The organism is Ruminococcus flavefaciens ND2009 (assembly GCF_000621785.1).
GTDB lineage: Bacteria > Bacillota > Clostridia > Oscillospirales > Ruminococcaceae > Ruminococcus > Ruminococcus flavefaciens_C.
Genome location: NZ_KK211347.1, coordinates 462725 through 489336, shown reverse-complemented (window position 1 = coordinate 489336; position 26612 = coordinate 462725). Strand labels below are relative to the sequence as shown.

Annotated in this window: 14 protein-coding genes and 1 pseudogene; 4 read left to right on the top strand and 11 right to left on the bottom strand. The window is 47.6% G+C overall.

Features of this window, described 5'->3' with window-relative positions; all coding sequences use genetic code 11:
* Positions 1 to 2 precede the first annotated feature (2 nt).
* The 4 genes from T488_RS17925 to T488_RS17915 form a co-directional block, all read right to left on the bottom strand.
* Positions 3 to 2279, bottom strand: a complete 2277-nt coding sequence (locus T488_RS17925; protein ID WP_037298026.1) for a Tex family protein — start codon at positions 2277 to 2279, stop codon at positions 3 to 5.
* Between the two features lie 64 nt (positions 2280 to 2343).
* Positions 2344 to 3363 (bottom strand): alpha/beta fold hydrolase, encoded by a 1020-nt coding sequence (locus tag T488_RS17920; protein ID WP_051536463.1) that lies wholly within the window; start codon positions 3361 to 3363, stop codon positions 2344 to 2346.
* A 250-nt stretch (positions 3364 to 3613) separates the two neighbouring features.
* A complete protein-coding gene (locus T488_RS0112415) occupies positions 3614 to 4375 on the bottom strand; it encodes an MmcQ/YjbR family DNA-binding protein (RefSeq protein ID WP_037298024.1) in 762 nt (253 codons plus the stop codon).
* Position 4376: 1 nt separating this feature from the next.
* Entirely contained in the window at positions 4377 to 4949 is a 573-nt protein-coding gene (locus T488_RS17915; RefSeq protein ID WP_051536462.1) for a 3'-5' exonuclease, read from the bottom strand.
* A 241-nt stretch (positions 4950 to 5190) separates the two neighbouring features.
* Between T488_RS17915 and T488_RS0112405 the strand changes: the two genes are divergently transcribed.
* Positions 5191 to 6735, top strand: a complete 1545-nt coding sequence (locus tag T488_RS0112405; RefSeq protein WP_028521078.1) for a hypothetical protein — start codon at positions 5191 to 5193, stop codon at positions 6733 to 6735.
* Positions 6736 to 7054: 319 nt separating this feature from the next.
* Here the strand turns inward: T488_RS0112405 and T488_RS17910 are convergent, their stop codons facing one another.
* From T488_RS17910 to cps2T, 5 genes are all read right to left on the bottom strand, one after another.
* Positions 7055 to 8671, bottom strand: a complete 1617-nt coding sequence (locus T488_RS17910) for a carbohydrate binding domain-containing protein (protein WP_051536461.1) — start codon at positions 8669 to 8671, stop codon at positions 7055 to 7057.
* A gap of 664 nt (positions 8672 to 9335) precedes the next feature.
* Positions 9336 to 10358 carry a UDP-glucose 4-epimerase GalE gene (gene galE / locus T488_RS0112395; protein ID WP_028521077.1) on the bottom strand — a complete coding sequence of 341 codons (1023 nt, stop codon included), beginning with the start codon at positions 10356 to 10358 and terminating at the stop codon, positions 9336 to 9338.
* Positions 10359 to 10441: 83 nt separating this feature from the next.
* Entirely contained in the window at positions 10442 to 11347 is a 906-nt protein-coding gene (locus T488_RS0112390) for a glycosyltransferase family 2 protein (protein WP_028521076.1), read from the bottom strand.
* A 9-nt stretch (positions 11348 to 11356) separates the two neighbouring features.
* Positions 11357 to 12463 (bottom strand): glycosyltransferase family 4 protein, encoded by a 1107-nt coding sequence (locus T488_RS0112385; RefSeq protein ID WP_028521075.1) that lies wholly within the window; start codon positions 12461 to 12463, stop codon positions 11357 to 11359.
* A 4-nt stretch (positions 12464 to 12467) separates the two neighbouring features.
* Entirely contained in the window at positions 12468 to 13718 is a 1251-nt protein-coding gene (cps2T, locus tag T488_RS0112380) for a beta 1-4 rhamnosyltransferase Cps2T (protein WP_347496315.1), read from the bottom strand.
* A gap of 231 nt (positions 13719 to 13949) precedes the next feature.
* On the opposite strand from cps2T, the gene T488_RS0112375 reads away from it, so the two are divergent.
* Both T488_RS0112375 and T488_RS20170 read left to right on the top strand, forming a co-directional pair.
* Positions 13950 to 15320, top strand: a complete 1371-nt coding sequence (locus tag T488_RS0112375; RefSeq protein WP_028521073.1) for an O-antigen ligase family protein — start codon at positions 13950 to 13952, stop codon at positions 15318 to 15320.
* A 230-nt stretch (positions 15321 to 15550) separates the two neighbouring features.
* Positions 15551 to 15649 (top strand): annotated as a pseudogene (locus T488_RS20170) (AbrB/MazE/SpoVT family DNA-binding domain-containing protein); the annotation flags it as partial.
* Positions 15650 to 15828: 179 nt separating this feature from the next.
* Here T488_RS20170 and T488_RS20165 read toward each other — a convergent pair.
* On the bottom strand, positions 15829 to 18105 hold the full coding sequence (locus T488_RS20165; protein WP_082320521.1) for a dockerin type I repeat-containing protein: 2277 nt from the start codon (positions 18103 to 18105) through the stop codon (positions 15829 to 15831).
* Positions 18106 to 18380: 275 nt separating this feature from the next.
* The gene (locus T488_RS0112360) at positions 18381 to 19706 is read right to left on the bottom strand and encodes a hypothetical protein (protein ID WP_196243320.1); all 1326 of its coding nucleotides are present in this window, start codon (positions 19704 to 19706) and stop codon (positions 18381 to 18383) included.
* Between the two features lie 559 nt (positions 19707 to 20265).
* Here T488_RS0112360 and T488_RS17900 point away from each other — a divergent pair.
* The coding region (locus T488_RS17900) for a leucine-rich repeat domain-containing protein (RefSeq protein WP_037298021.1) at positions 20266 to 26612 on the top strand (6347 nt) is incomplete at its 3' end.

The window sequence follows — 26612 nt, the reverse complement described above, 5'->3', positions numbered from 1 at the left end:
CCTTACTTCTTCTTGATACGGAACATACTGTTGTGGAGCTGAGAAGCGTCGAACGCCTTAGGCTTGCGATCCTCGCGCTTTTTGTTGTTGGGTCTGCGCTCGGACTTCTTCTGCTGCTTCTCCTCCTCGTCATTGAGGCGCATTGTAAGGGAGATACGGTTTCTCTTGAGGTCAACGTCAAGAACTCTTACCTTGACCACCTCTCCCACCTTTACAGCCTCAAGGGGGTGCTTGATATAGCGGCTGCATATCTGTGAGATATGCACCAGACCGTCCTCGTGAACGCCGATGTCCACGAAGCAGCCGAAGTCGATGATATTGCGGACAGTACCCACAAGCTCCATGCCGGGCTTCAAGTCCTTTATCTCCATAACGTCGCCGCTTCTGAGGAGAGGAGCGGGAAGCTCGTCACGGAGGTCACGGCCCGGCTTCTTGAGCTCGCTGATGATGTCGGTGAGCGTGGGAACGCCTATTCCCAGAGACTTGCTGATATTCTCAACGCCGATACTCTCAGCCTTTTCGTTTATGCCATTTGCACCGCCGCCTGCGATGTCTGCAAGGGTAAAGCCACACTCGCTGAGCAGCGAGGAAGCTGCCTCATAGCTCTCGGGGTGAACAGCTGTGTTGTCCAGAGGGTTCTTGCCGTCGCGTACTCTCAGGAAGCCTGCGCACTGCTCGAAAGCCTTCTTGCCCAGCTTCGGCACCTTGAGGAGCTCCTTGCGGTCGGTAAATCTGCCGTTCTCCTCACGGTAGGTAACGATATTCTTTGCAACTGTTGCATTGATACCCGAAACATATGAGAGGAGCGAATGTGAAGCTGTATTCAGGTCAACACCTACTGAGTTAACGCAGTCCTCGACTACGCCGCCAAGAGCTTCACTCATTCTTGCCTGGGGCATATCGTGCTGATACTGTCCTACGCCGATAGCCTTGGGGTCTATCTTTACCAGCTCGGCAAGGGGGTCCTGGAGGCGTCTTGCGATGGAGATAGCTCCTCTTATGGATACGTCATACTCGGGGAATTCCTCGGCAGCTACCTTGGAAGCGGAGTATACAGAGGCACCTGCCTCGCTTACTACCATGTAGCTTACGTCCTGGGGAACTTCCTTGACTATCTCTGCGGCAAAGCTCTCGGTCTCGCGTGAAGCGGTGCCGTTTCCGATAGAGATGACGTTTACGTTGTACTTCTGTATGAACTCCTTGACCTTGCGCTTTGCAGCCTCAACTGCTCCCGCAGAGCCGACGGGGTAGATGATAGCGGTATCAAGCACCTTGCCTGTACCGTCGATGACTGCGGTCTTGCAGCCGTGAGCGTAACCGGGGTCAAGTCCCAGGATTATGCTGCTCTTGAGGGGGGGCTGAAGGAGCATCTGACGGAGATTTGCTGCGAATACCTTTATGGACTCCTCGGCAGCCTTTGCGCTCATCTCGGAGCGTATCTCACGCTCTATCGAGGGGAATATAAGTCTCTTGTAGCTGTCTGCGGCAGCAGCTCTCACAAGCTCACCGCAGGCGTTGTTAGCCTTGATGTATTTGCCGAAGATAACGTCGGTAGCCAGAGTCTCGTCCAGTGTGACAGCCACCTTGAGGAAGCCCTCCTTCTCGCCTCTGTCAAGGGCGAGAACGCGGTGGTTTGCCACCTTGGGGATAGCCTCGGAGTACTCATAGTAGTTCATATATACGCTCTCAGCCTCGGGGTCGGAAGCCTTTGATACCAGCTCTCCCTTTTCACCTGCAAGGGCACGGAGCTTCTTTCTTATGTCCGCGTCGTCGGAGATGTCCTCGGCGATGATGTCCATAGCTCCCTGGAGAGCGGTCTGGACGTCGTTTATCTTCTTCTCCTCGTCGATGAAGGCTTCTGCTTCCTTCTCGGGTTCTGTGGAGTTCTCCTGTGCCATGATCAGCTCAGCCAGAGGCTCAAGGCCGTTTTCACGGGCAATGCTTGCACGGGTACGGCGCTTGGGCTTGAAGGGACGATAGATGTCCTCAACCTCTACCAGAGTTACGGCAGCGCTGATGGCAGCCTCTATCTCGGGAGTCATCTTCTCCTGCTCGGTGATGGCGTTTGTTACCTCCTCCTTGCGCTTTTCAAGGTTGCGCAGGTACATGAGCCTGTCGTAGAGCTCACGGAGTATCTGGTCATCGAGGGAGCCTGTGAGCTCCTTACGGTAACGGGCGATAAAAGGGATAGTCTTATCGTCATCTATAAGGGCGACGGTGTTGTCCACCTGCTCCTGCTTCAGTCCGAATTCCTTTGCCAGTGTCTTGTTGATATCCATAATTGATCCTTTCATTTCACGATATAAGGACCGACGGTGCTGCCGCGGTCCTGCTATCCGTAATTTATTCGCTTACCTCTTCATCTGTCTCATGCTGAACGGGCAGCTCCTCTGCCGCAGCTTCCTCAGCCATGGCTTCAAAGCGCTCGTCGTTCCAGCGGTCGAGCCAGGAGAAAAGGGTCTTTGCAATGTCCTTATACACGTTCACCGAGTTCTTCTCCATGAGCACATCATGTCTCATGCCGTCGAAAATGCGGTGTGAGATGCTCTCATATCCCAGCTTTTCCAGTTTCTTCATGGAGCCCATGAACTTTCTCTCCGAGATCATGGCAGAGTCGTCCCTGCCCGAGATAAAGCGTATGGGCAGTGATGGATTGGCAGTCTTCCAGCCCCTTCCCGACTCGGACTGCTTCACCAGCCAGAGAAGCTCCTGATAGGCATTGAGAGTGGGCTTGAAATTGCACAGCGGATCCTCGTTGTAAGCGAGAACAACGTCAGGGTCGCTGCACCTCCATGAATTTATGGGATCCTCATAGAATTTGCCGAAGCAGTCATCTATGGTGTCGAAGATCTTTTCGCTGCGGAAGCGGCTTCCGGGACGCTTTGAAGCTACAGAGCCTATGATACGGGCTGGCTGCGAGAATGCGCTGTGGCAGATAGTGCCCAGCAGCACCAGACCGTTTATGTCAGCATCATGCTCCTTGATGAAGCACCTTGCACCTGCTGCACCCATTCCGCTTGCCACCATGAATACAGGCACATCGGGATAGGCTGTTCTCACCTTCCTGTTGAGCTGGGCAATGTCGCTGATAAAGCCCTCTCCGCCCCTTCTGAACATGAAGCCCAGATCATCGGGCTCAACTATACTTTTTCCGTGGCCTCTGTTGTCGCTTATGACCGTGATGAAGCCCTGCTCCGCCAGATAGTCCATGAACGGATAATAGCGCTCTTTGTGCTCGTTCATGCCGTGTATGACCTGGACAATGCCGTTTATATCTCCCGAGGGCACTGCCAGTACAGCTGAAACAACGAGCTCGTCATAATCGGAAGTAAATTCAAATTCCTTCAGATCAGCATTAAGCATAAAGATCCTCCTGTCAAAAAATCGGGGAAAAATAAAGTGTATACGATTTATTATAACATAAAAGCATTATAATTTCAAGGGGCGCGGAGAAAAACTGCCGTTTTATGATACTTTGCCGCGAAACAGCCTGCGGGGGCTCCCCGCTTATAACATAAACTGAACAAAAATGCAAGGAGCGCGGGATAAAAGTTCCCGCTTGTCAGAACTATGCCGCGAAAAGTCAGCAGCCGGCGACGCCGGACCGGGCTTTTCAGCCCTTCCTGCAAAGCTCCCTGAGCCTGCATGAAAGGGTGTTGGGGACACCTCTTGCGCCCCTTACGGCAGAGACCCCCAGCTCCCTCATCTCAGAGAGTGGCATATCCTCGGGGGATAGCCTGTGGGTGAGTCTGAGCTTCATCGCCTTTTTTATGCGGTAGCTGCCGTCATCGTAGTTATAGGGGATATTGACCTCCTCAGCCACGCACCTGTACATGATTGCGGACAGGGGTGCAGCCATATAGATGAAGACCGTGTCCCCCACTATCACATCGGAGGTCTGCTTCCAGATGATAGTCCCGTCCCGCTGAAAGTCCTGCTCAACGTCATACATGGCAGGGGCGGCAGGTATCAGCCATTCCTTGTGCTCGGTGCGGAGCCTTTTGCCGCTGCTGCTCTGTGAGGCAAGCTCATAGCTCATGTCCATCAGTGAAAGCAGCTGTTCCTCGTCCACAGTTCCGTCCAGCATCACCGACACCCACTGCTCCTTCTGCATATGATACGCGGGCAGTATGCCCTTCATGGCAAGGAGTGAGCCTGTCATCAGCGGACTGCACTTCACATTGACTATTTCGTATTTCACGCCCTTTTCAAGCCCCAGGCTCTTTCCGTCAACGCTCATAACTATGGCATACCACTTCTTGTTGGCGCTGCATCGCAGCACCGCACAGTCGGGAGTCCGCTCCCACAGATACTCGGGCTCGGAGCCGTAGCGCTCACGGGCGTACTCAAACAGCTTTTCTTTCAGACTTCCCATTTCATTTCTTCTCCTCAGCCATCTTTTTCAGCTCGTCCCTGAGACAGAGATAGCAGGCGTTGCATATCTCGCAGTCCTTTTCCGCACGGTGAGCTCCCTCTATCTCGATACCGTAATGTGCAGCCACGGTGGTCTGCCGCCTGTTTGGCAGCTGGGGCAGTGCCTTCCGTGAAAACCTCAGCACGTCCACAAAATCATTGCTGAGGTGGATACCGTGACAGCGGAGAAGATTGTCATAGAGGAAGTTTATATCAAAATTCACGTTGTAGCCCATAATAATATCGCTGCCCGCAAACTCATAGAAATCCATAATAGCTGATGTAATATCGGGAGCGTCCTTCACCATGTCGTTGGTTATTCCCGTCAGCTCCGTGATAAATGGCGTTATCCTGTGTCGGGGCTTTATAAGAGTGCTGAACACAGCTGCCTTTCTGCCGCCTCTGTACCGCACCGCCGCTATTTCGATTATCTCGCACTCCTCGGGAGCAAGCCCCGTTGTCTCTATATCAACTACGCAGTAATCCTCGGGGAAGGTCAGTCTGCTCCTGCCCTTGAGGCGTTTTGTCACGCTCACATGAATGCTCCTTCCGTTTCGTAATATACGTTACAATTATAATATATAGTTCATCAATTGTCAAATCAGCAGACGTGCAGCACAAAAGTGTTATCAGATAAAGACACAACATCTAAAAAAACGCTAAAAATCCACATTTTTTTATCACAAAATGCTTGATTATTACAGCAAAATGTGCTATGATTAGATCAGGGACATGATACCCGAACAAAAATTATGTAACAGAAAGGGGTTTATAACCATGAAGAAACTTATCTCACTGGCAGCAGCTCTCGCTGTTGCAGCAGGAGCAGCCGCTCTTCCCGCAGGTGCTGCAATGGAAAACGTTGTTCAGAGCAGGATCTGGAACGAGGAGATCGAAATGTTCGACGCATTTGACAAGGGCGAGATACCTACAGATGTCAACGGCGACGGTACATTTGACCCCATCGACTGCCTCATCTATTACGCATACTGCGAGCACCAGAGCTACGGCGATGAATACAACGAGACTCTCGAAGCCATCGGCAATCTTAACGGGGACGATTTCATTGATTCAGCCGATGCCACACACTTTAACAGATACTATATCTATTCCCACCCTATCTCGATAAACGATCTTGACAGGGAAAACTACGCTGACTATGAGATCATTTATGAGATCGAGCATAAGGACTATTTCACAAATGAAATATATATAAGCACTCACTCTATCATCACAGAGTTCCTCAATGATTTCAGCGCTAACTGCACACTGCTGATGGCAGGATATAACGCTTACTGCGAGTATGTTGACAACGGAACCATCGACCCCGATCTCAACGCTGACGGAAAGAGCGATCTGACAGACCTTGCTTATTTCCTGGTTTACTCCATGGATAATGAGATCATCAGCATCAATTCTCCCTATAACCTTGAGACAGAAGAAAACGATGAAATACTCGCCCGCGCCAAGGCTCTGTATAATGCCCTTCCCGATGGCGACTTCGTCGACAACTGGATCTACAACTACACTGTAATGTACTACTTTGAAAAGGGCGAAGTTACACCGGATATGATCACAGACGAGTTCTTTGAGAGCGTTGTCGAGGGATCATCTGCCATGGATCCCGCAAGGCTTATCACCGAGGATTACTACTTCCTGATACCTCAGAACGATGCCTATATCGACGGCGACCCTAAGATGTTCGACAGAGAATGTCAAGCCTACCTGAATGCTCTCGACGCAGGAGAGATAACTATCCCCGATACAAACGGCGATGGTATCATTGATCCTATTGATGACTTCAATGTCTACATCTATCAGGCAGAACAGAGAAACGGTGTATCCGAGGAGGAGTCCATTCTTCCTGCTGATATTTTCCGTCTCTTCAAGAATGATATGGACATAAATGACAACGGTCTCAGCGGAGACAAGAACGACCTTGACATCATAAGCCTTGTCTACTTCTGTTTCCCCACCGAACGCGGAGTATGGGATGCAATGAGCGGTAAATACCATGATGCACTCAACGAGTATGCCGCTAAGCTCACAACTGCAAAGAATATGCTGCCTGTTAAATTCAGTCCCGACTGGAAATACGAATCTCTCGGATATGATGCAGACGTTGAGCGTTCAGGCGATGCCAACAACGACGGCTCAACAGACCTTGCAGATGCAATTTTCATCATGCAGTCCATCGCAAATCCCGATAAGTACCAGCTCACACCTCTGGGCAAATTCAACGCAGATGTCGACGGAACAGGCAACGGCATCACAAACTACGACGCCCTTGCAATCCAGTCACAGCTCCTCAATCTCGGCTAAGATCATAGCAAAAAGCCCGTCCTGACCGCGGTGCTTATATAGAAGTTTACGCGTAATTATGGGGGAAAAACCTTTCTGAGGAAAGGTTCTTTCCCCCATACCCCTTTTTCCAAAGACTTTTGGCTGGTTTTTCTATGGAGAGGACGCCTTAAACATGATAAAAAGGCAGACATATTCAAGCGTCCTCTCCATAGAAAAACGAAACAGAGCCTCAGAAAAAGGATCAAGGGAAGCTCTTTTCCACAAGAGCTTCCCTTGATATTATGTTTAAACTGCTATATGTGCATAAATGTCAGGACGGGCTTTCTGTTGCTGTTTATCAGTCCGTAGCCTGGAAAACACCTCTTACAAAGGTATAGAGATGTGCGTGGATAGAGTCGTCGCCGTGGTGTCCGCCCTGAACAACGTGCCATACATGAGGAACTCCGTTCTTGTCAAAGTTGTTGTGGTAGCCCTGAGGAGTATCGAGACGAACAACATCGTCCTGTGTACCGCCTGTAATGAACAGAAGGTGAGGCTGATCCTCGGGATTGCTCCACTTGAATGCGCCCTGTGCGCCGGGAGCTGCACATATAGCGCCCACATAGCCGAACTTGTCGCCGTGCTTCATGCCTATCTGGAGAGACTCGCGTCCGCCCATTGAGAAGCCTGTTACAGCGGTGTAGTCCCTGCCTGTCTTGACGCTGTACTTCTCCTCGATATGAGGCATAAGGCTGTCAACGATATCGTCAACGAAGTTGTCATAGCCCTCATTGGAGCCGGGATCCGCAAAGCCTGTTGCGTCATTCATAGTAGCGCTGGTGAATACGAAGGGAACTACAACGATCATGTCCTTAGCCTCACCTGAAGCTATGGCATTTCCGATTATCTGCCTGGTGTACATCTGACCGTTGCCCTGCGTGATCATACGGTTCTCGTTCTCAAAGAAGCCGTGGAGAATGTAGAGAACGGGGTACTCCTTGCTCTCGTCGTAGTCGGCAGGAAGCAGGATGTTATAGGGCTTGTTCTTGTTTGCCTTCTTGGAGAAGTAGGTCTCCTTCTTGATGGTGCCGTACTTTACTCCCGGTTTCTCAGTGTGAGAATCCGCAGGCTCACTGTTTACCACCTGACTCTGCATGAGCTCTGTCAGCTCCTCGGTGGTGTACTTCTGCTGACCGGGAACGATAACGGGCTCTACTACAGGGAACTCGGTTATCTTGCCTGCAACGAACTGCATGATGAGGATAGCGTCGTTGAGCTCGTAAACGCCGTTGCTGTCAGCGTCCGCAGCCTTGAGGGTCCTCTTGTCGGTGATGCCGTTGATAAGTCCCTTACGTGCAGCCACGATGTCAAGAGAGTCGATAATTCCGTCGTAGTTGATGTCGCCCTTGTTCATCTTCACCGCAGCAGGCGGCTCCTCGATAGCTGTGCCGCTTTTTGCTCCCACTATCTCGTCAATGTAGAAGCTGCAGGTCCCCTCGTCGGTCTCGACGTAGAGCTGGATATTGTCCGCGCCCTCGGGAATGGTAAAATCATTGTTTTCCAGATGAGCCCATTCACCCTTTTCGGCAGTCACCTGTGCGATCTTCGGATACTTATCCGTAGTACCGTCACTGTACTGCAAGGTGAGACAGAAGGTCACGGGAGAGGAAGTGTCCTCGGTCATTACATAGGCACTGAAAGCATAGGACTGCCCTGCACTGAATGAGGAGCCGAGGCTTACGGTGGCACCGTTCCAGTTGTTTTCTCTGCCGCTGGTGTAGAGGGAAGCTTCTCCCGAGCGAGAGGTGCCCGAGACCACCTTTACAGACGCAGAACCGCGGCCCGTCCACTTTTCTGTGCCTTCCTCAAAGGTGCTGTGGAGAAGATAGTCAGTATCCGCAGCTGTAACGGGTACTGATGCAACAGCTGAGAGGGAGAGTGCTGCTGCTGTGATGAGGGGTAATATTTTTTTCATTTCCAATCCTCCTTTTTGATCTTTATTAATAATAAAAGAACATATTATATACTGTTTTTTAACATATATTTTTTCATCCGTCAACCCACAAAACGCAGATTCGGTGCAAAATGAACTTTGTTTTTTATGTTATGACAATATAAATACTATATTTGTGCTATTATAATATTTTGATGATATGACAGTGATATTTTTTGCGAGACAGCTTTTCCTGAACAGCACAATATATCAGTGTCATGAAATTACAAAAATGCCCTAAGCAATATTCTGGCTGATACTATAATTGTTACTATCGCAAATCAAAATTTATCGTAATACCTTGCGGCAACTATGAATGGGATTCCAAAGGGACTGTGTTCCTTTGGCAGAGTCCAGAGGCAGCGCCTCTGGCGGGGGTCAAGGGGCAGAGCCCCTTATTACGTCAGGCGCCTCGCAAGGGGTGAATCCAAAAACAGTCCGGTGGACTGTTTTTGGAGAGGGGACGCCTTGTAAGAGAAGGCGTCCCCTGGTTGAGCGGATGATAGTCGCCACTATAATACGAATTTTGCGGGACGTCGAGGACGCCGTCCCCTACATAATGCTAAATTATGATTTATCTTACCTTTATAAATAAAATGCCCCGAAGCCATAAGACTTCGGGGCTTGTTTTCAGATGTTCCTGCTCTTATTTTTTATTGTAGCCGTCGGGATTGTTCTTCTGCCAGTTCCATGAGTCGCGGCACATATCCTCAAGTGTCTTCTCGGTCTTCCAGCCAAGAACTCTCAGAGCCCTGTCCGCATTGGCGTAGCACTCCGCAAGGTCTCCGGGACGTCTTGCACCGTAAACGTGATTCACCTTTATGCCATTGACGCGCTCAAAGGTCTCCACTATCTCGGTAACACTGTATGGCTTGCCTGTGCCGAGATTGAATATCTCAACACCATTGTGGCTGAGGATATAGTCGATAGCCTTGACGTGTCCCTTTGCAAGATCAACTACATGGATGTAGTCTCTTGTGCAGGTGCCGTCGGGAGTCGGATAATCGTTTCCGAATATAGTCAGGCACTCCCTCTTGCCCACAGCTACCTGTGACACATAGGGCATAAGGTTGTTGGGAATACCACGGGGATCCTCGCCTATCATTCCCGACTCATGCGCACCGATGGGATTGAAGTATCTCAGCAGCACCACAGAGAGGTCCTTGTCAGCCTTTGCGGCGTCCTCGAATATCTGCTCCATCATAGCCTTGGTCCAGCCGTAGGGATTGGTGCAGACTCCGCGCTGCATCTCCTCGGTATAGGGAACGGGGTTCTCTTCTCCGTAAACAGTTGCACTTGAGGAGAAGAGAATGTTCTTCACGCCGAACTCGTTCATATTCTCAAGAAGAGAAAGAGTAGTGTCGATGTTGTTCCTGTAGTACATTACAGGCTTTGCCACGGACTCTCCCACAGCCTTGAGACCTGCAAAATGTATCACAGCGTCGATCTTGTTCTCTCTGAAGACCTGTGCAAGCTTCTCGCCGTCCTTTATATCCAGTTCGTAAAGCTTTACGGTCTTGCCTGTTATTTTTTCAACTCTGCGTATCGCCTCGGGAGAGCTGTTGGCGAAATTGTCCGCAACCACTACATCGTATCCCGACTCAAGAAGTTCAACAGCGGTATGAGAGCCTATGTAGCCTGCTCCGCCCGCGAGTAATATCGTAGCCATGTTATTATTCCTTTCCCGACCGATCATTCTTCATCACAGATCAGTCTGCATCAGATTTATTATACACCAAGAAGAAGCGAAAATCAACTCTTTTCTCTGCGGCGTTTTATGAACTTTCTTAGTTTATCGGCTATGATATAATCGTTAGTGCCGATAACGTATGCTAAATACAGCAAAAGAAGCTCAGGCCAGTTTGCTCCGAGGCAGCTCCTGACATAGTATTTACGGCTTTTATAAGCAAGCCTGAATTTTGCTCTTACACTCTTATAAGTCCTGTCAATGCTGACCGAATGGAAGTGATCGTACTGCACACAGGGCAGCAGCAGGCTGAAATATCCGTTTTCTCTGAGTCTCTTTGCCAGTATATTCTCCTCATAATACAGAAAGGTGTTTTCATCAAATCCGCCGACCTCTCTGAAAGCCGAGGTTCTGACTGTAATCATGGAGCCTGCCAGCACATCCACCTTTACCGCTCTTTTATTCATTATAGCCAAAGGGTATCTCGTTCTGTCGCCAATAAGTCTTCTTGCGATGATAAGCTCCGATAATATACAGTCAACATAGTCGGGCTGTCTCCATGCTGACGGCAGATCCACATCCGAACGGCATCTCATATAAGGCGCAGCAGCTCCAAGCTTGCCGCTCCTGTCCCTGCGGAATGCAGTAAGCACCATCTCCATGGTCTTCTCTGAAAAGCATACATCAGGATTGACTATGGTAATATAGTCTGCTCCCAGCTCATCAGCAGCGTAAAAGCAGCCAAGATTGTTGCCTCTGGAGTAGCCGCCGTTTTTCTCTGCTGCGATGTAGTGTATCTTTTCGGATTCCCCGGCAAGCTTCTTCAGCTTTTCACCTGAGCCGTCCTGTGAGCAGTTATCCACAACCACCACAGAATCTATACAGCGATATCCGACTATCTGTCGGATAAGCTTCTCACAGGAACTGTAATCATTATAATTCAGGATAACCGCGCTGTGCTTTTCTCTCATATCCCACACCTATCCTTCAAACTTCTTATATACTTTCATGATCCTTGTGGCAGAATCTACCCAACTGAATTTTCTGTTCCTTTCAAGTCCGCCGTCTATACATTTCCTGCGGATGTCCTCATTTTTCATCAGCTTCATTATAGCTCCGCCGATCTCACTGACCTTGTACGGATCGAAATAGAGTCCTGCTCTTCCTGCCACCTCGGGAAGTGACGATGAGTCTGAAACTGCGGCTGCAGTTCCGCAGGCCATAGCCTCAAGCGGAGGCATACCGAACCCCTCATATATTGAGGGATAAACGAAGCAGGAAGCTCCGTTATACAGTCTCACAAGATCGTCAGTCTCAACGTAGTCTGTAAAAATTATGTCTCTGTTCTCTCCGCCAGCCTCCCTGATGATATTCTCATAAAGCCACGCTTTCTTCCCCACTATCACAAGCTTTTCGTCCCTCAACAGCTTCTTGTTCTTGAGGGCGCTGAAAGCTCTTATCAGTCTCGGAAGGTTTTTTCGCGGCTGAAGATTTCCTACTGACAGGATATAGTCAGAATCACCTATGGCAAAGCGTTCTCTAAGCTCCTTTTCATTCAGTTCCATACTGCTCAGCTTCCTGAAACAGCTGTCCGCAGCTGCATATGCCACTGTTATCTTCCTTTTATCAATTCCATAGCACTTTCCTATATCCATTGCAGAATACTTTGAACAGGTAACTATTGCATCGGCTTTTTTTGCGGCATAATGTATCAGAAGCTTCTGCCTTATATATTCCTTACGGGTGAAGATATTCCTGTAATGCTCAAAGCATATATCAAATATGGTAACGACGGTCCTGCAAGGTCTGATGAAGGGAATGAAATACTGCGTATGCAGCACATCCAGTCTGTACTTCCGGCACAGCAGGGTGAGCTCCACAAAGTTTCTCACAAAAGGACTGCTGCTCCTGAACCTGACGATGGTGAACTTATCCTCAAGGCATTTTTCTATCTCTGCGTCCTTCCTGACAAAGAGAAATACCCTGTCCCTGCGGTCAACCTTCATATTTCTCAGTATATTGGTATTATAGCTTTCGTTTCCGCCCGAATGGTCTCCCAGCATATGTCCGTCGATGCCTATCCTCATACTATCACCTCTGCCCGCTGTTTCTCCACAGCTTCATGTATTCATCTCCGATAAATTTCCAGCTGTAGGCAGTCCTTACACGCTCCTTAGCCTTTCTGCCAAGGAGCTCCACCTTTTCGGGGGAGAGCCTGTCCGCCCTGTCTATTAGCGCCGCAAGGTCTCCCCTGTCCTTTTTCCAGTAAAGCGCTGCTCCAAGAGCCACCTCCCTGTTGAACCCCACTCCCAGAAGCAGGTTCAGCTTGGTATACCCGAGAGCCTCTACAAGGCTGGGGTTGGTGCCTCCCACCTCATGTCCGTGGATATAGCCGTAAGCGTTCTCGCGGAGCTTTTTCAGCAGCTCCTTGTCATATACCGTTCCCGCAAAGACTATCCTGCTGTCACGGCTGAAATGGAGCCTGTTCTCCAGCTCTGCCATGAACCTTTCATCGGTATTGGTTATGAATATCAGCTTTCGCTCTGAATGGCTGCTCATGAACTCTCTTATCATGGTCTCATAATTGTTCTCGGGAACGAATCTGCCCACGACCAGATAATATCCGTTCTTCTCAGTCCCCTGAGCACTGTACCAGTCAAGGAGCTGTTTATCGTCATCACTGAGACTGCCGGGACGGGTGTCAGCACCATAGGCGATATAGGTTGTCTCCGGAGAATACACAGAGTAGGTCTTTCGTATGTATTTCTCGATATTGAGGGAATCGCACACCACAAGATCCGCGTTTTTCACCATGAGCTTTTCAGAAAGCTTCCAGTATCTGCGTACCATGGGGCTCCATTTTGCACGCTTCCACTCATGTCCGTCGGGATTGATGTACAGCCTGCCGCCCACAGAACGGACTGCCCTTCTGAAAAAGCCCATGACAGGACCTATCCTACAGGCAAGTATATAGAATATGGGATGGCTTATGCGATGCTTCCTGCAATATCCTATGCTGTACCTGAGCGCAGCCACATCGTAATATATCGCTGCTGCTGAGCCTATCTCCGGCACAGGCAGCTTAAAAACATGAGCATTGTTATACTTAAACTCTGTTACCCTGCCGCATCTGTGTACTCCGCTGACGCCCTCAAGCTTTGTCTCGTCCATTGAGCCGCTGCCGTTTGCCTTGCAGGCTATATGATACATTATATCTCCGCAGTCCTTATGCTGCTCACTGAGCTTGTCCACAAAGGTCTCATAGCCTCCGTACTGACCGATGGACTTGCTGCCGATAATGAAGATATGCTGTATTTTCTGTGAATTCTCTCCCACCGCCACGTTCAGCCCTCCTTTTTTATTTCTTATATTATATCTCAATACTGCTGCCCGTGTCAACTGTAAAAAAGCTTTCCCGCCAGTTGTTTTCCCCGGCATTACGCCTGCCATTGACATATTATGTGAAATATGGTACAATCTATTAGACAATTCATATAAGTGCAATAAAAATCTGTTCTGTCAGGCTGAACTTACCTAAAAACAGCCGACCGAACATAAAAAAGAGGGAATAATATGCAGGAAACAAAAGCGCGTATCTCAAGATTTCTCGAGCTTATAACGTCGGAAAGGTTCTTTTACGGCATGATCATGACCGTAATGATCTCTCTGCCCATAACGGAAATATTTGATGAGCTGCATTCAAACAGGTTCACAAGTCAGCCTGTCATAATAGAGATGGCAGGATACCTGGGAGTTTTTTCGATCTTCACTCACTTTCTGAAGCATAAGGGCATAAAGATCTATCTGTCAGACCTGCTGTTCTTTGCTATGCTGATAATCTCCATACTTTCTGCGGTCTTTACACAGAACAAGGAAGCCACATTCGGCGGTTTCTACTATGACGAACTTCTTTCCAGCTTCTTCGGATACTTTTCGCTTATGTTTGCGGGCACCATGATCGAGGACAGCAAGCTCAGAAAGAACCTACTCAAAGCCTTCGTTTTCGTTACCCTGATACAGACCAGTGCAGCTGCCCTACAGACCGTGGGTATTTACAACATTGAGGCATTCTATGACTCGGTCATCACTATGGAGAGAAAAAGAAGCTATGGCCTTCTCCAGCACAGCAACTGGTACGGCGGTCTCAGCGTACTGCTGTTTGCCTGCACCTCGGGCATATACCTTTTCACAAAAAGCAAGGCTACGCGAAACATTATGTACGCCATTTCAATGCTCTGCTTCTACACTCTGCTTTCTGCCGAGGCACGTCTTGCATGGGTCGGCACAGCCGGTTATCTCTTCTTCCTTGTAGTCTCCCTGATCGTTATGAAGCGCAAGGGCTACGACAAGGATAAACTCCGCAGCGTCACAAAGCGTCTCGCTCTGCTTGCAGTGGGCATGGCAGCGGTTATCGCATTTGTGATAATAGTCTGCGGAAAAATAGTGGATAAAATTCAGATGACAAGCAACGAGATCTCAAGCCATAATGCAAGATCAGTGGGCTCCAACAGAGGCTATATCTGGAAATACGGACTGGAATCCGTTCCGAAGTACTGGCCGCTGGGCATAGGTCTCGATAATTACAGGGACGTGTTCTACCTTGACCCCGACCATGAGCCTCCGCTGACACAGGGCAAGGGTCACAACGAGTATATCCACTACCTTGTAACACAGGGTGCTTTCCAGCTTATCGCTTATCTCACCCTCCTCATTCACGGCGCAGTCACCGGTGTACGCACCGTCATTCACGCCGAAAAGGATGAGGACAGGATCATCGAATGGATACTCCTGGGAATGTTCTTCGGCTATACCACACAGGCACTGTTCAACAGCAGCGTAGTCAACGTAGCTCCTTATTTCTGGATAACACTTGGTATGTGCCTTACCAAGAAGCACCAGCGCTGGCTCGGATACAAAAAAGAAAAAAAGGCTAAGAAGGCATAAAACGTGAAAAATAAAAGCTCCCCGAAGCATATTCAGCTGCTTCGGGGAGCTTTTTGTCCTTACGGAAAAGCTTTGACAGGTCTGATATGTCCGTTGCTGCCGAATGACGAAAAAACAGTATCAGACACGATAAAACTAATATTTGATAACATCTTTAATGCTTTTGCAGAATAATCAGTCTCTTTCCGCAGATAATATTACCGCAAATATTTTTTTGCGGAGGTATTATTATGAAAGCAACAGGTATTGTAAGACGTATAGACGACCTCGGCAGAGTCGTCATTCCAAAGGAGATCAGACGCACTATGCGTATCCGTGAGGGCGACCCGTATCATACAGTGTTGACACAGCAGCGGGATTTCTGTACGGCTATGCTTGAATTAGGCAAACGGGCTCATCTCGGGAAAAACGCCGATACATAAAAAACTTACAGCACGGTATAATCATAAAAAACCGGCGGAAGAACCTTTTGGCTCTTCCACCGATATGCTTTTTAAATTCTGTATTCTTAACCGAGCTCTGTTCCGCCCCACTCAACTACTGCAAAGCCCTTTCTCTCAAAGGTCTCAAGCTGCTGAGGCTCGATGTCCACGGAGTCCTCAAGAGGTCTGTACGCCATGAAGACGCGGAGCATACTGTCGGGCGCAGGTGTTATGTCCAGCTTAGCGGTGTCGGTATATGCCTTACCCTGGAAGGTGATGAGATTATACGCATTGTGCTCCATTCTGGGAAGCCAGTATACGATGAACTCGTTCATCTCGTCCTCGGTAAGTCCCATGTAGGTCAGCTTTTCCTTCAGGAAGCTCTCGGTGTCTTCTCCCGCCACACAGAAGCCCTTTGACAGGTCAAACTTAGTAGTGCAGTCCACGCTGTCCCAGAAAAGGTATCTGTGGTGTGTGCCGTCAGCCTTGTTGAGAAGGGAGCCGTCGGGATAGGCTGTAACGTCCCAGCCGCCGTTGTATCTGGGATATGTGGTGGAGAGTCTGGACTCGGTAAGCTCAAGCTCAACGTGAACATCGGTCTCCTCCTGAGGATAGAGGTAAATAACGGGCTTATCTATCAATTCATATTTAAACTCTATATTCTTCTCGCCGTCACAGCTAACTCTTACCCAGCCTCTTTCAGTATCTGTTATCTCAGCAAATACCCAATCGGGAGAATTCGGATCATAGCCGTACTCCGTGAGATTGGTACCCTTAGGCACAGTCTTCAATACCTCATACTCGGTTCCGGGGCCTGCATACAGTTTTCTGTCAGGTCCTGTTATTATAAATTCGCCATTGGTGGTAGAGAGCTTTTCTGGCCATACGAGCATAGAAAGACTTTTCAGCACAGCTCGTCTCATACCGGGAAGATCGAGAGAATTTATGCAGTTATCGCGGCAGTAATCTGCGGCTTCCCAGTATTTAAGCTCTGCATCGGAAGCTCCTGTGAGCCATCTCTGTACAAGCACCAGATCGGAAACTGCAAGCCTGTGGTCACCGTTCACATCGCCGAAGGGTCTCCATTTCAGCTTGACGTCAACTTCTCTGTATTCCGGTGTCTCAGATGTAAGCTCAATATCATTAATTTCATATGCACCCGCAGGAGAAGCGTATTCAAAGGAATAGCTCCAGTACTCCGAATAGGCATTGTCATCATCTACTATACAGGGATTAGCTGTGATATCAAATATCATGCTTGTTGCAGGTACGCCTTGCGTGGTGGCAAGAAGATATATATTGCGGCTGTCATCATCGGGAATGTCTATGAGCTCTCCCGTGACTGCATCAATGAAAGAGAACTGGGTATTTATCTTTCTGTGGGGAGACCAGTTGAGCACAACAGAACAGTTGTCCTTTATCTCGAATTTTCCCGTTGTGGATACAACAGACTCGGTATCCGAGAATGCCCTGCCCCTCCTCCACTCAACATCTGCCATGCCGTCAGCCACGGGCTTATAGACAAAAACCGAGGAGATAGAGGAGATAGGTGTGTCGTCAACGGGCTGAAGCTCAAAGAGGGCGCACTGCGACTCCATGAACTCCTCTATCCTGCCCTCGCCGCTCTGCTCCATTCTCACGGAAGCACCTCCGCTGGGGTTGTAGCTGGTCCGGTATGCGATATAGTTATCGTGAACTGAGACCTCACCGTATTTCATGACAAAATCATCGTACTCGGGAACACTGTCGGGGAGCCAGCTGTAAATGTCTGTCTCAACAGTATTGCCGTCCTTGTTTTCAAAGGTGTATTCCCTTGTGGTGACGTATTCACCGTCGTCATTCATGTTATTCTTGTTCTGCCATAAGACTGTCAGGTCCTCGCCCGGCATCACACGGAACATCTCCACCTCAAAGGCATCCTGTGTCTTGCAGTCCTGCCAGTGCTCAAAGAAGCTGTAATCGTGGGAGTACAGACCTATGCTGTCACAGTACTTATTATAAGCATTTACCGCGTCCATGTCATCGGGATCAGGCTTCTGCGGTATTTCAAGCTCAAAGAACTGCTGACCTGCGCTTGCGGGAGTATTTATATTCGCCATGCTGCCCGATACCCCGAACTTGTAATCATTCTTCATGAAGTGAGGTACTATCCTCATCATGCAGATGTAATCATCAGCAATATAGCATTTTCCATGCTTATTGTAAAGAGCCATTGCTTCTGCGAAGTTTGTGGGCGTCCATTCGGGAAGTGTGCCTATGACAGAGTCGCGGTCGGTCTCAGCGGCAGCTGCCGTCAGCTGAACTGGTGCTGTTGACGCCAGCATAAGAGCTGCTGTCATTAGTGCGGTCAGTGTTTTTTTCATGTTAACCCTCCGTTCCTTTATATAATGTGTTTTTAGGGTCTATATATATTTTCATTATATCGAATAATCATTAATAAGTCAACAAAAACCAGGTAAGTTGCGTTTTTAAGGGGGTAAGTTGCTTTTTTCACTGTTAAACTGCACAGGAACAAAGGCTCCGCACGGATACGGAGCCTTTGCTTTATCGTATTTTTATGATGCTTAATCGTTTTGCGTTTCAGTCTGAAGACTGATCATTATCCTTGTTTGAACAATCATTTATATGATAACATATTTCATCGGTTCTTTCTCCTCCGAAGCATTTCAAGCGGAGTGTATAACAATAGCAAAGGCTTCATTAAACAGTCAACAAATGAAAAACGTTCTACAGTGATTTTACAACCAGACTTATATCCTGCAAGTATATCCACGATAGCATCGTTTTCCTCCAGCTTGTATGGACCGTATTTCTTCTTGTCCCTGAATTGGTTTATACGTTTTCTCAGACCTTCTTCATCAAGAAGCAGCTCTGAAAGATCATTGCTGCTTTCGGCAACTATTCCGTTTCCCTTATCTCTCACAACATACGCTATGTTGCCGCTTAGGGAATTGGTAAGTATAAAGCAGTTCGCCGAATACGCCTCATAAAGGGTGAAGCTGTATGTCTCGGGTACCATTGACCATAGCACTGCACAGTCTATCCTGTTATCACGAAGTACCTTTGTCATTCCGTTTATATCACTGTGGAAATCCACATTGATCTGCTGTATGTAGCTTCGGCTTTCACTGCAAACTCCCATGTGGAAAAACTTATAGTTCTTACCTGCTCTGAATGCCTTCTCAGCAGCGTCTGCCCATTCATTCCAGCCCTTGTGAGGAGCCTGGTATCCCACATAGGCGATCCTGAGCGGTTCACTGTCAGGAATACGCTCCATGTTCTCGCAGTATTCTCCCACACACTTTTGGTGAGGCACAACGGTAATACGCTCTCTGAATTCAGGATAGGCTTTAAGCCAGTTGTCTGCCAGAGACTTTGAAGGTGCTATAAAGCTGATTCGATCTGCTAAGCCTTTAAGCAGCTTTTTTATCCGATTTATCTGACCAGTTGTTTCCCCGTCAAAGCAGCTGCAGCCTTTACACTTATCATCATTCGGGAACGTGATGCCGCAGAAATCATGATAGTCTCTCAGAAGTCCCGACTCGGGACAAATTGTATAATAGTCATGGAGGTACATTATTATTTCTGCATCTGTGCTGCGGAGTATCCTGCTTATCTCCTTTATTGAAGTATCCTTTAAATGATGCAGGATAAAGGCGATCAGATTTCTTTCTTTCCTCTGAAGCTTGTCGATCATGGAGACGATACCATAGGTATCAGTCAGAGAACGGAAGACTCCGTCCATCATTACTCCCCAGACTTTTCCGGAATTCATCTGTCTTTTGAGCACTCGCAGCACAGGAAAAATGTGTATCAGAGATATGCCATTCTCGTTGAGCATTCTCTGCTGTGAAAGTATAAACTTGTCCGTTCCGCCCACATTCAGCGTGTAATCCCCGTATGAGACAGTGATAACATATCTCTTGTTCTTTATACCTTTCACGCACACACCTCTCTTTTCCATTTGAATAAGCATTTATATATCCATTTTACATTATAACAACTAACCTCATCAAAATCAATTCGCAACTTTGATAAAATCGCACAAACAGCATTATATTATTTGTGCAATTATTTGTAATTTTAACGAGTGTTTTCTATAAAAATGTATTCATGGTCATTTTCCTATATAAATTCAGCTCATTCACTTCCATTACACTATTTAGGCCGGACAGCGCAAAAGATCACAGATCCCGAAAAAGCAGAGTTCTGTCACGCCAATCCGTTCTTTACCGTCTATTAACATATGTTTATTTCATCACGATCATGCTAATATGTCAATCTTTTATTTAAATCCCGGCATAATATAGAAATTCTATATAATAAAGTAATTTTTTAAGAAGCTCTATTCAAAATAAGATTTTTCATATTCTTTGCTTCCTCTGATTATGACAAATGTACAAATCTGGTCAGAACACATATTATTATGCAATTTTGACTTGACTGTTTGTATAATACAATATATAATTTACACATAGTGTGTAAAAAGTTCATGCTATAATAAAAATGTTAGGAGTGGTACAATGTTTAAACGAACTATCGCCGCTGTGCTGAGCGGTTTCATCTGCGCATCGGCGATCACTTCAGGCGCTCCCCCGCGATCATTCAGATCGTCGCCTGAAGAGAGCAATATCGACCTCGGTTCAGCTCCGGATACGGAGATGAACGCCTCGAACTCCCTCGGAAGATACCTTAATGACACAGCTTCTTCCGATGACAGCATCAGACAATTATCAAACAAAACTGGTACCGATAAGGATAACTACCGTATCTCAGGTCTGGAATATGACGCGGAGACAGGCATATTCCGCGTCATATCCTCCCAGAGCACAGACTGTACTCTGGAAGTCGATTTCTTCAGCGATGATTCAGGCGAACTTGTAACATCAGTAAAGCTTCCGCTGAAGAAAGGCAAATTCACTGTAAACGAAGGCAGCGTACAGAAGGAGCTTCTCCCCGAATACTTTGTCGTTAAGGCATTCATCGCAGACAGCATGGGTACAAGGCTGTGCAATGTTTACAGCAGGCGGACCTACACACAGGCTGTACAGAAGATCATCGCCACCGACATCAATGACTTCGACGAAGACAGAGTAGTAAACTTTGATGAGAGCGAGCAGACCAACTTCCTGGTCCTCAGCGATGACACAGTAAAGGCTGAGGTATCGGAGAATGTCAATCAGCTTCTCTCCGCTGACTATGACAACAATGTTTTCGTTATCGAAAATGCCGACGATGCGGTCAAAGGTCTCAGTCAGGGACAGTATTTCTACTTCCAGCCCAACGAGACAGATATTATCGCCGTTGCGGTGGACGAGGTCTCAACAGATGGAGACAAGACCACTATCAAGGGTAACGACAGCATCGACGAGATGTTCCCCTTCATAAAGATCGAGTCCAATTCCGATCTTAACGGAGCCGTTATCGACAACTCTAAAAGCGGCATCGGCTATGAGTACAATGAAGAAGAAAACCGTCTTCACTTTGACTCAGATGACCTTGCAGAGGAGATAACTCAGGATTATATCTCTTACGCAAGTGAAACTGTCAATACAACATTAACAGGCAGCTTTTCCTCATCAACTGAAATTGATCTGGATGCTATTTCTTTTACCCCGTCTCTTGAAATGGGATTTGAAGTTGAATTCAATTTGTACAAAGACTGGAATACTCTTGATATAGAAATAGATAAAACTACATCAGCTTCATTTGATATAGGAATGTCTCAAGGCGGTTTAAATACGCTTAAAGTGGAAAAGGAGCTCGGAACAGTCAACCTTCCGACTCCTATAACAGGTCTTGTCATACCGATAAAGATCAGTTTTGTTTTCCAGTTTTCCGGAGAGATGCACGTGACATATTCTATTATCAATGAGTCAGGTTTTTATTATAACAGTGATGATGATGAAGTCCAAAAGATAGAAGGCAATGATCCTGCTCAGGACTTCACTATTGAGTTGTCCGGAAGTGTGTTCGTCGGCTTTAAGTTTGAAATAGCTTTAGCTGTTATCAGCGATAAGGTCGCAAGCATCAATCTTGCCGGCACCATCGGCGTTGAATTTTCAGGTTCACTGTCAATAGACGTGATCTCAAGGACTAACGGTGATCTTGAAGGAGATACAAACATTTTTTCATGCAGTGATCTGTCAGGAGATACCGTCCACGTCTGCGGTACCTGTATCGACGGAGATGCCGAACTTGTTGCGGAAGTGGCGCTTGAATTCAAAGCTCTTTTGATTTTTGAGCATAGTATCACCCTTGCTGAACTCCGTTTGAAGCTTTTTGACTGGTATCTTTCATTAGGCACTATGCTTCCCGGCTTGGCTCCTGTTGATCCTGTTGTTGATTCACATTGGCTCTCAACTGCTAACAAGACAAAATGGGATCCCGGTTTCGGAGAATGCCCAAATGTCGCATATAAAGTTTCAATAAATGCGTCAGTTCAACAAGAAGTCATAACAGAAGACAGTTCGGGACATACGTCTTCTCATTACGAACCAGTTCCTATAGAAAATGTTCATATAAAAGTCGGAGATGTTACTATTCCCGGAAGGTCATCAAATGAATACACTGTATATGCAAGAACAGGCAGCCATACGCTCTGGCTTTTCGTCGGAGACACATCTGTTGCACATAAAATATTTGTTGTAAATGCCAATCCTATCGAGATCGAGCTTAATGCAACATTAGATGCGGATGGTTCCATCAGCACCGGCACTCCAATATCAACAGATACTCCAGCTACACCTGTCGTAACCACAAGAACAACTGTTACAATGAACCGTCCTCCACAGGCTGTAAGACCTACAAGGACAAGAGCTGTTCCGCAGATAGTCGAATCCAAAAAGCTTGGTGACCACATCACAGGCACTATCTACAGCAACGGATATATGCACGTATACGGCTACGGCGATATGTACGACTTCGGCAGCGCTCCCTACAGCAAGGCAGACACCGTAAAGCAGATATTCTTTGAGGACGAGGATCCTTCAAAGGATCTTGTGATCACAAGCATAGGAAACAACGTTTTCAAGGGCTTCTCATCACTTGATTCCTCTACCTGCAAGGAAAAGGTGGACCCCGAAGAGGGTATACTGAAGCTTCCCGCAGGTCTCACAAGGATAGGAAACTATGCTTTCTATGACTGCGCCGCAGTCCGTGCAATAAGCTTCGGCGAAAAGCTGGATACCATCGGCACTTCTGCCTTTGAAAACTGCTCGGGGATCACAGAACTCACTATCCCCGACTCCGTCAACGAAATGGGCACAGTCATGCTCAGAGGCTGTACAAGCCTGACCGATCTCACTATCCCCTATGCAGCTAATCTCAGATCCTGCACGGATACCGACGGCAAACTCGGTGTCTACAATTCTGTTGCAGATCTTTTCCTGTATCAGTGGGATTCATGGGAAAACGGCAATATGAACTTCTCCGACTATGCTATCAGGAAGATAACAATAACGGGCGGAGAAACCATCCCCAATTACGCATTTGCCCACATGACTACTCTGAAGGAGATCGACCTCAGCGGCACATCAGCAATAAGTATAGGAGGCAGCGCTTTCCGCACCTGTACTTCTCTGGATACTGTAAAGGTGCCTGAGTCCGTCAAGACTCTTGGCAGCTATTCATACTACAATACCGCTATAACAGCCATACCTGACAACGGCACTATCACGTCCGCAGGCAGCTACGCATTCGCAGAGTGCAGTAAGCTGGGCAAGTTCACTGTTCCCTCCACATACAAGGTATTCGGGGACCACGCTTTCATGAACTGTACAGGTATCAAGGAGCTTGTGATCCCGAAGAGTGTCACTGTTATGGGCACGGAAATATTCAGAGGCTGTACAAATCTTGAGACACTCACCCTCCCATACGCAGCCGCAAAGAAATCCTGCACCGATATCGAAGGCAAGCTTACCGTATATGACTCGGTATCAGATCTTTTCCTGTATCAGTGGGATTCATGGGAAAACGGCAATATGGATTTCTCGGATTATGCTATCAGCAAGATCAGCATAACAGGCGGCGAGATCGTTCCGAATTATGCTTTCAGCCACATGACTACCCTCAAAGAGATAGACATGAGCAGCTCAGCTATCAATTCCGTCGGCAATTATGCGTTCTATAACTGTACTTCGCTTGAAAAGCTGACACTTTCAGCATCGACTGCATCAATGGGAGACTACGCTTGCTGCAATACGGCAATTTCAGTGCTTCCCGATAACGGTGCTCTTGCCTCAGTGGGCAGCTACGCCTTTGCAAACTGTGTAAACTTCGGCAATATCACTGTCCCCAAAACCTACAAGAGCTTCGGCAGCTACGCTCTCATGAACTGTACAGGCATAAAGACACTTGTTATACCTTCCAATGTTACAACTATGGGTGCCTGCATATTCAACGGCTGTACAAATCTTAAAACACTCACTCTTCCCTTTGCAGCAGCAAGGAAGACCTGCACCGATACCGAAGGGACCTGCACCGTATATGATTCGGTATCAGACCTTTTCCTGTATCAGTGGGATTCATGGGAAAACGGCAATATGGACTTCTCAGACTATGCTATTGAGAAGATCACAATTACAGGCGGCGAGATCGTTCCCAAATACGCATTCTCAGGTATGACATCATTAAAGGAAGTAGACCTCAGCGGCACTAAGATAACCGACATATATGAACACGCATTCTACAACTGTACCTCACTTGAGACCGTCAAGCTTCCCACATCACTGAAGAACATAGGCACTCTGGCATTTGCAAACTGCGGGAAAATAAAGGAATTCAAGCTTACAAAGGGTCTCAGGACTATCGGCGGTCAGGCGTTCATGAACTGTACAGGCATAACGGCACTGATAATCCCCGATACTGTGAACACCATGGGCACCCGCTTACTTGAAGGCTGTACAAATCTCTCAGAACTCACAATTCCCTTCGCAGCAGGATACAAACTCTATACAGATACCGAAGCGTCTCCCGATACATATGCTTCTGTTGCCGACCTTTTCCTCTATCAGTGGAGCTCATGGGAAAACAGCGATATGGACTTCTCCGGCTACTCTATCGAAAAGATCACCGTAACAGGCGGAGAGACCGTTCCGGATTATGCATTCGCACATATGCACACTCTCAAGGAGATAGACCTCAGCGGCACTGCTATAAAAAGCATCGGAAATTACGCATTCCATAACTGTTCAGCGCTTACCACCGTAAAGCTTCCCGAGACTGTTGAAACTCTCGGCAGCTATTCATACTACGGAACAGCAATATCCGCTATCCCCGATAACGGCACTATCACATCCGCAGGCAGCCACGCATTCGCAGAGTGCGCAAACCTTGCCGAGATAACTATCCCTGAGTCCTACAACAGTCTCGGCAGCCACGCATTCATGAACTGCAAGGCTGTAAAGTCGCTCATTATCCCCGAGAATATCACTTCTATGGGAACCGAGCTGTTCAACGGCTGTACAAACCTCAAAACGCTTACCCTTCCCTTCGCAGCAACTAAAAAAGAACTCACCGATACAAGTGCAGAGGTCGGTGTATATGATTCGGTAGCCGATCTTTTCGTGTATCAGTGGAGCTCATGGGAAAACAACGATATGGACTTCTCCGGCTACGCTATCGAGAAGATAACCGTCACAGGCGGAGAAACTGTACCGCGCTACGCATTCTCAGGCATGACTTCACTTAAAGAGATCGACCTCAGCGGTACTGATATAACCATGGCAGGCGATCACGCATTCAATAACTGCACTTCACTGTGTGATATAAAGCTTCCCAAGTCACTCAAATCCATCGGTGAATCTGCATTCCTTAACTGCTCGTCCCTCAACAAGCTTGAGCTGCCCGATAATCTCAGAACTATCGGATCATATGCCTTCCAGAACTGTGCCGGCATACATACGCTCATCATACCTGATTCCGTAAACTCTATGGGAACACAGCTCTTCAACGGCTGCTATGTACTTGAGTCACTTACCCTTCCCTACGCAGCTACAAACAGGTATACAGCAAATACCGAGGGCAAGGCTGATGTATATACATCAGTTGCAGACCTTTTCCTCTATCAGTGGAGTTCATGTGAGAATAACGATATGGACTTCTCTCCCTACGCTATCTCAAAGATAACCATTACAGGCGGTGAAAAAATACCGCAGTACGCATTCTCAGGCATGACAACTCTGAAGGAAGTTGATCTTTGGAGCTCCGGAGCTACTGTCATCGAGGATCACGCATTCAACAACTGCCCCGCTCTCGTTACAGCTGAGCTTCCCGCAAGTGTTACAAAAGTATTGTCCAACGCATTCAGCGGTGACAGCGCAGATGTTTATGTTTACAACAAGCTCTGCACATTTGCCGACAACAGCTTCGATGAGGATTACAGCGGAGCTATCCACAGCTATAATTCATCAAACGCAAAGAAATTCGCAGCAGATAAGAAGTATGACTTCATTCCCTTCGACGGCGAGATAGTTATCGGTCCCAAGGATATTACAATGTCCAGGGATGACAAGTACACTGTCAAGTCCGATTACACAGGTCTGGAATTCAGCTCATCAGACGAAAAGATCGCATCAGTAGACGAAGAAGGCGTAATCAGTGCAGCTGCTCCCGGAAAGGCAGTTATAGAAGTAAAGGCTCCCGACGGAAAGACCTGCACTCTTAATGTTGGCGTAAGAACTCCCGCGACTACTACAACTACTACCACGACCACTACTACCACTACTACCACCACATCTGGTACAGGCAGCAGTAATGGTTCTGCGACCACAACCAATACAGGCGCAACCACTACATCTACGACTTCCAAGAAGTCAACGACAACTACCACAAGCACAACCACTACATCTACAACTTCCAAGAAGTCAAC

What these genes read in the sequence shown, in the direction of transcription:
- T488_RS17925 (WP_037298026.1), bottom strand. Translation starts at nt 2,279, where the DNA reads ATGGATATCAACAAGACACTGGCAAAGGAATTCGGACTGAAGCAGGAG.
- T488_RS20165 (WP_082320521.1), bottom strand. Translation starts at nt 18,105, where the DNA reads ATGAAAAAAACACTGACCGCACTAATGACAGCAGCTCTTATGCTGGCG.
- T488_RS0112415 (WP_037298024.1), bottom strand. Translation starts at nt 4,375, where the DNA reads ATGGGAAGTCTGAAAGAAAAGCTGTTTGAGTACGCCCGTGAGCGCTAC.
- T488_RS0112360 (WP_196243320.1), bottom strand. Translation starts at nt 19,706, where the DNA reads ATGGAAAAGAGAGGTGTGTGCGTGAAAGGTATAAAGAACAAGAGATAT.
- T488_RS17920 (WP_051536463.1), bottom strand. Translation starts at nt 3,363, where the DNA reads ATGCTTAATGCTGATCTGAAGGAATTTGAATTTACTTCCGATTATGAC.
- T488_RS0112385 (WP_028521075.1), bottom strand. Translation starts at nt 12,463, where the DNA reads ATGAGGATAGGCATCGACGGACATATGCTGGGAGACCATTCGGGCGGA.
- T488_RS0112390 (WP_028521076.1), bottom strand. Translation starts at nt 11,347, where the DNA reads ATGAGAGAAAAGCACAGCGCGGTTATCCTGAATTATAATGATTACAGT.
- T488_RS17910 (WP_051536461.1), bottom strand. Translation starts at nt 8,671, where the DNA reads ATGAAAAAAATATTACCCCTCATCACAGCAGCAGCACTCTCCCTCTCA.
- T488_RS0112405 (WP_028521078.1), top strand. Translation starts at nt 5,191, where the DNA reads ATGAAGAAACTTATCTCACTGGCAGCAGCTCTCGCTGTTGCAGCAGGA.
- T488_RS0112375 (WP_028521073.1), top strand. Translation starts at nt 13,950, where the DNA reads ATGCAGGAAACAAAAGCGCGTATCTCAAGATTTCTCGAGCTTATAACG.
- galE (WP_028521077.1), bottom strand. Translation starts at nt 10,358, where the DNA reads ATGGCTACGATATTACTCGCGGGCGGAGCAGGCTACATAGGCTCTCAT.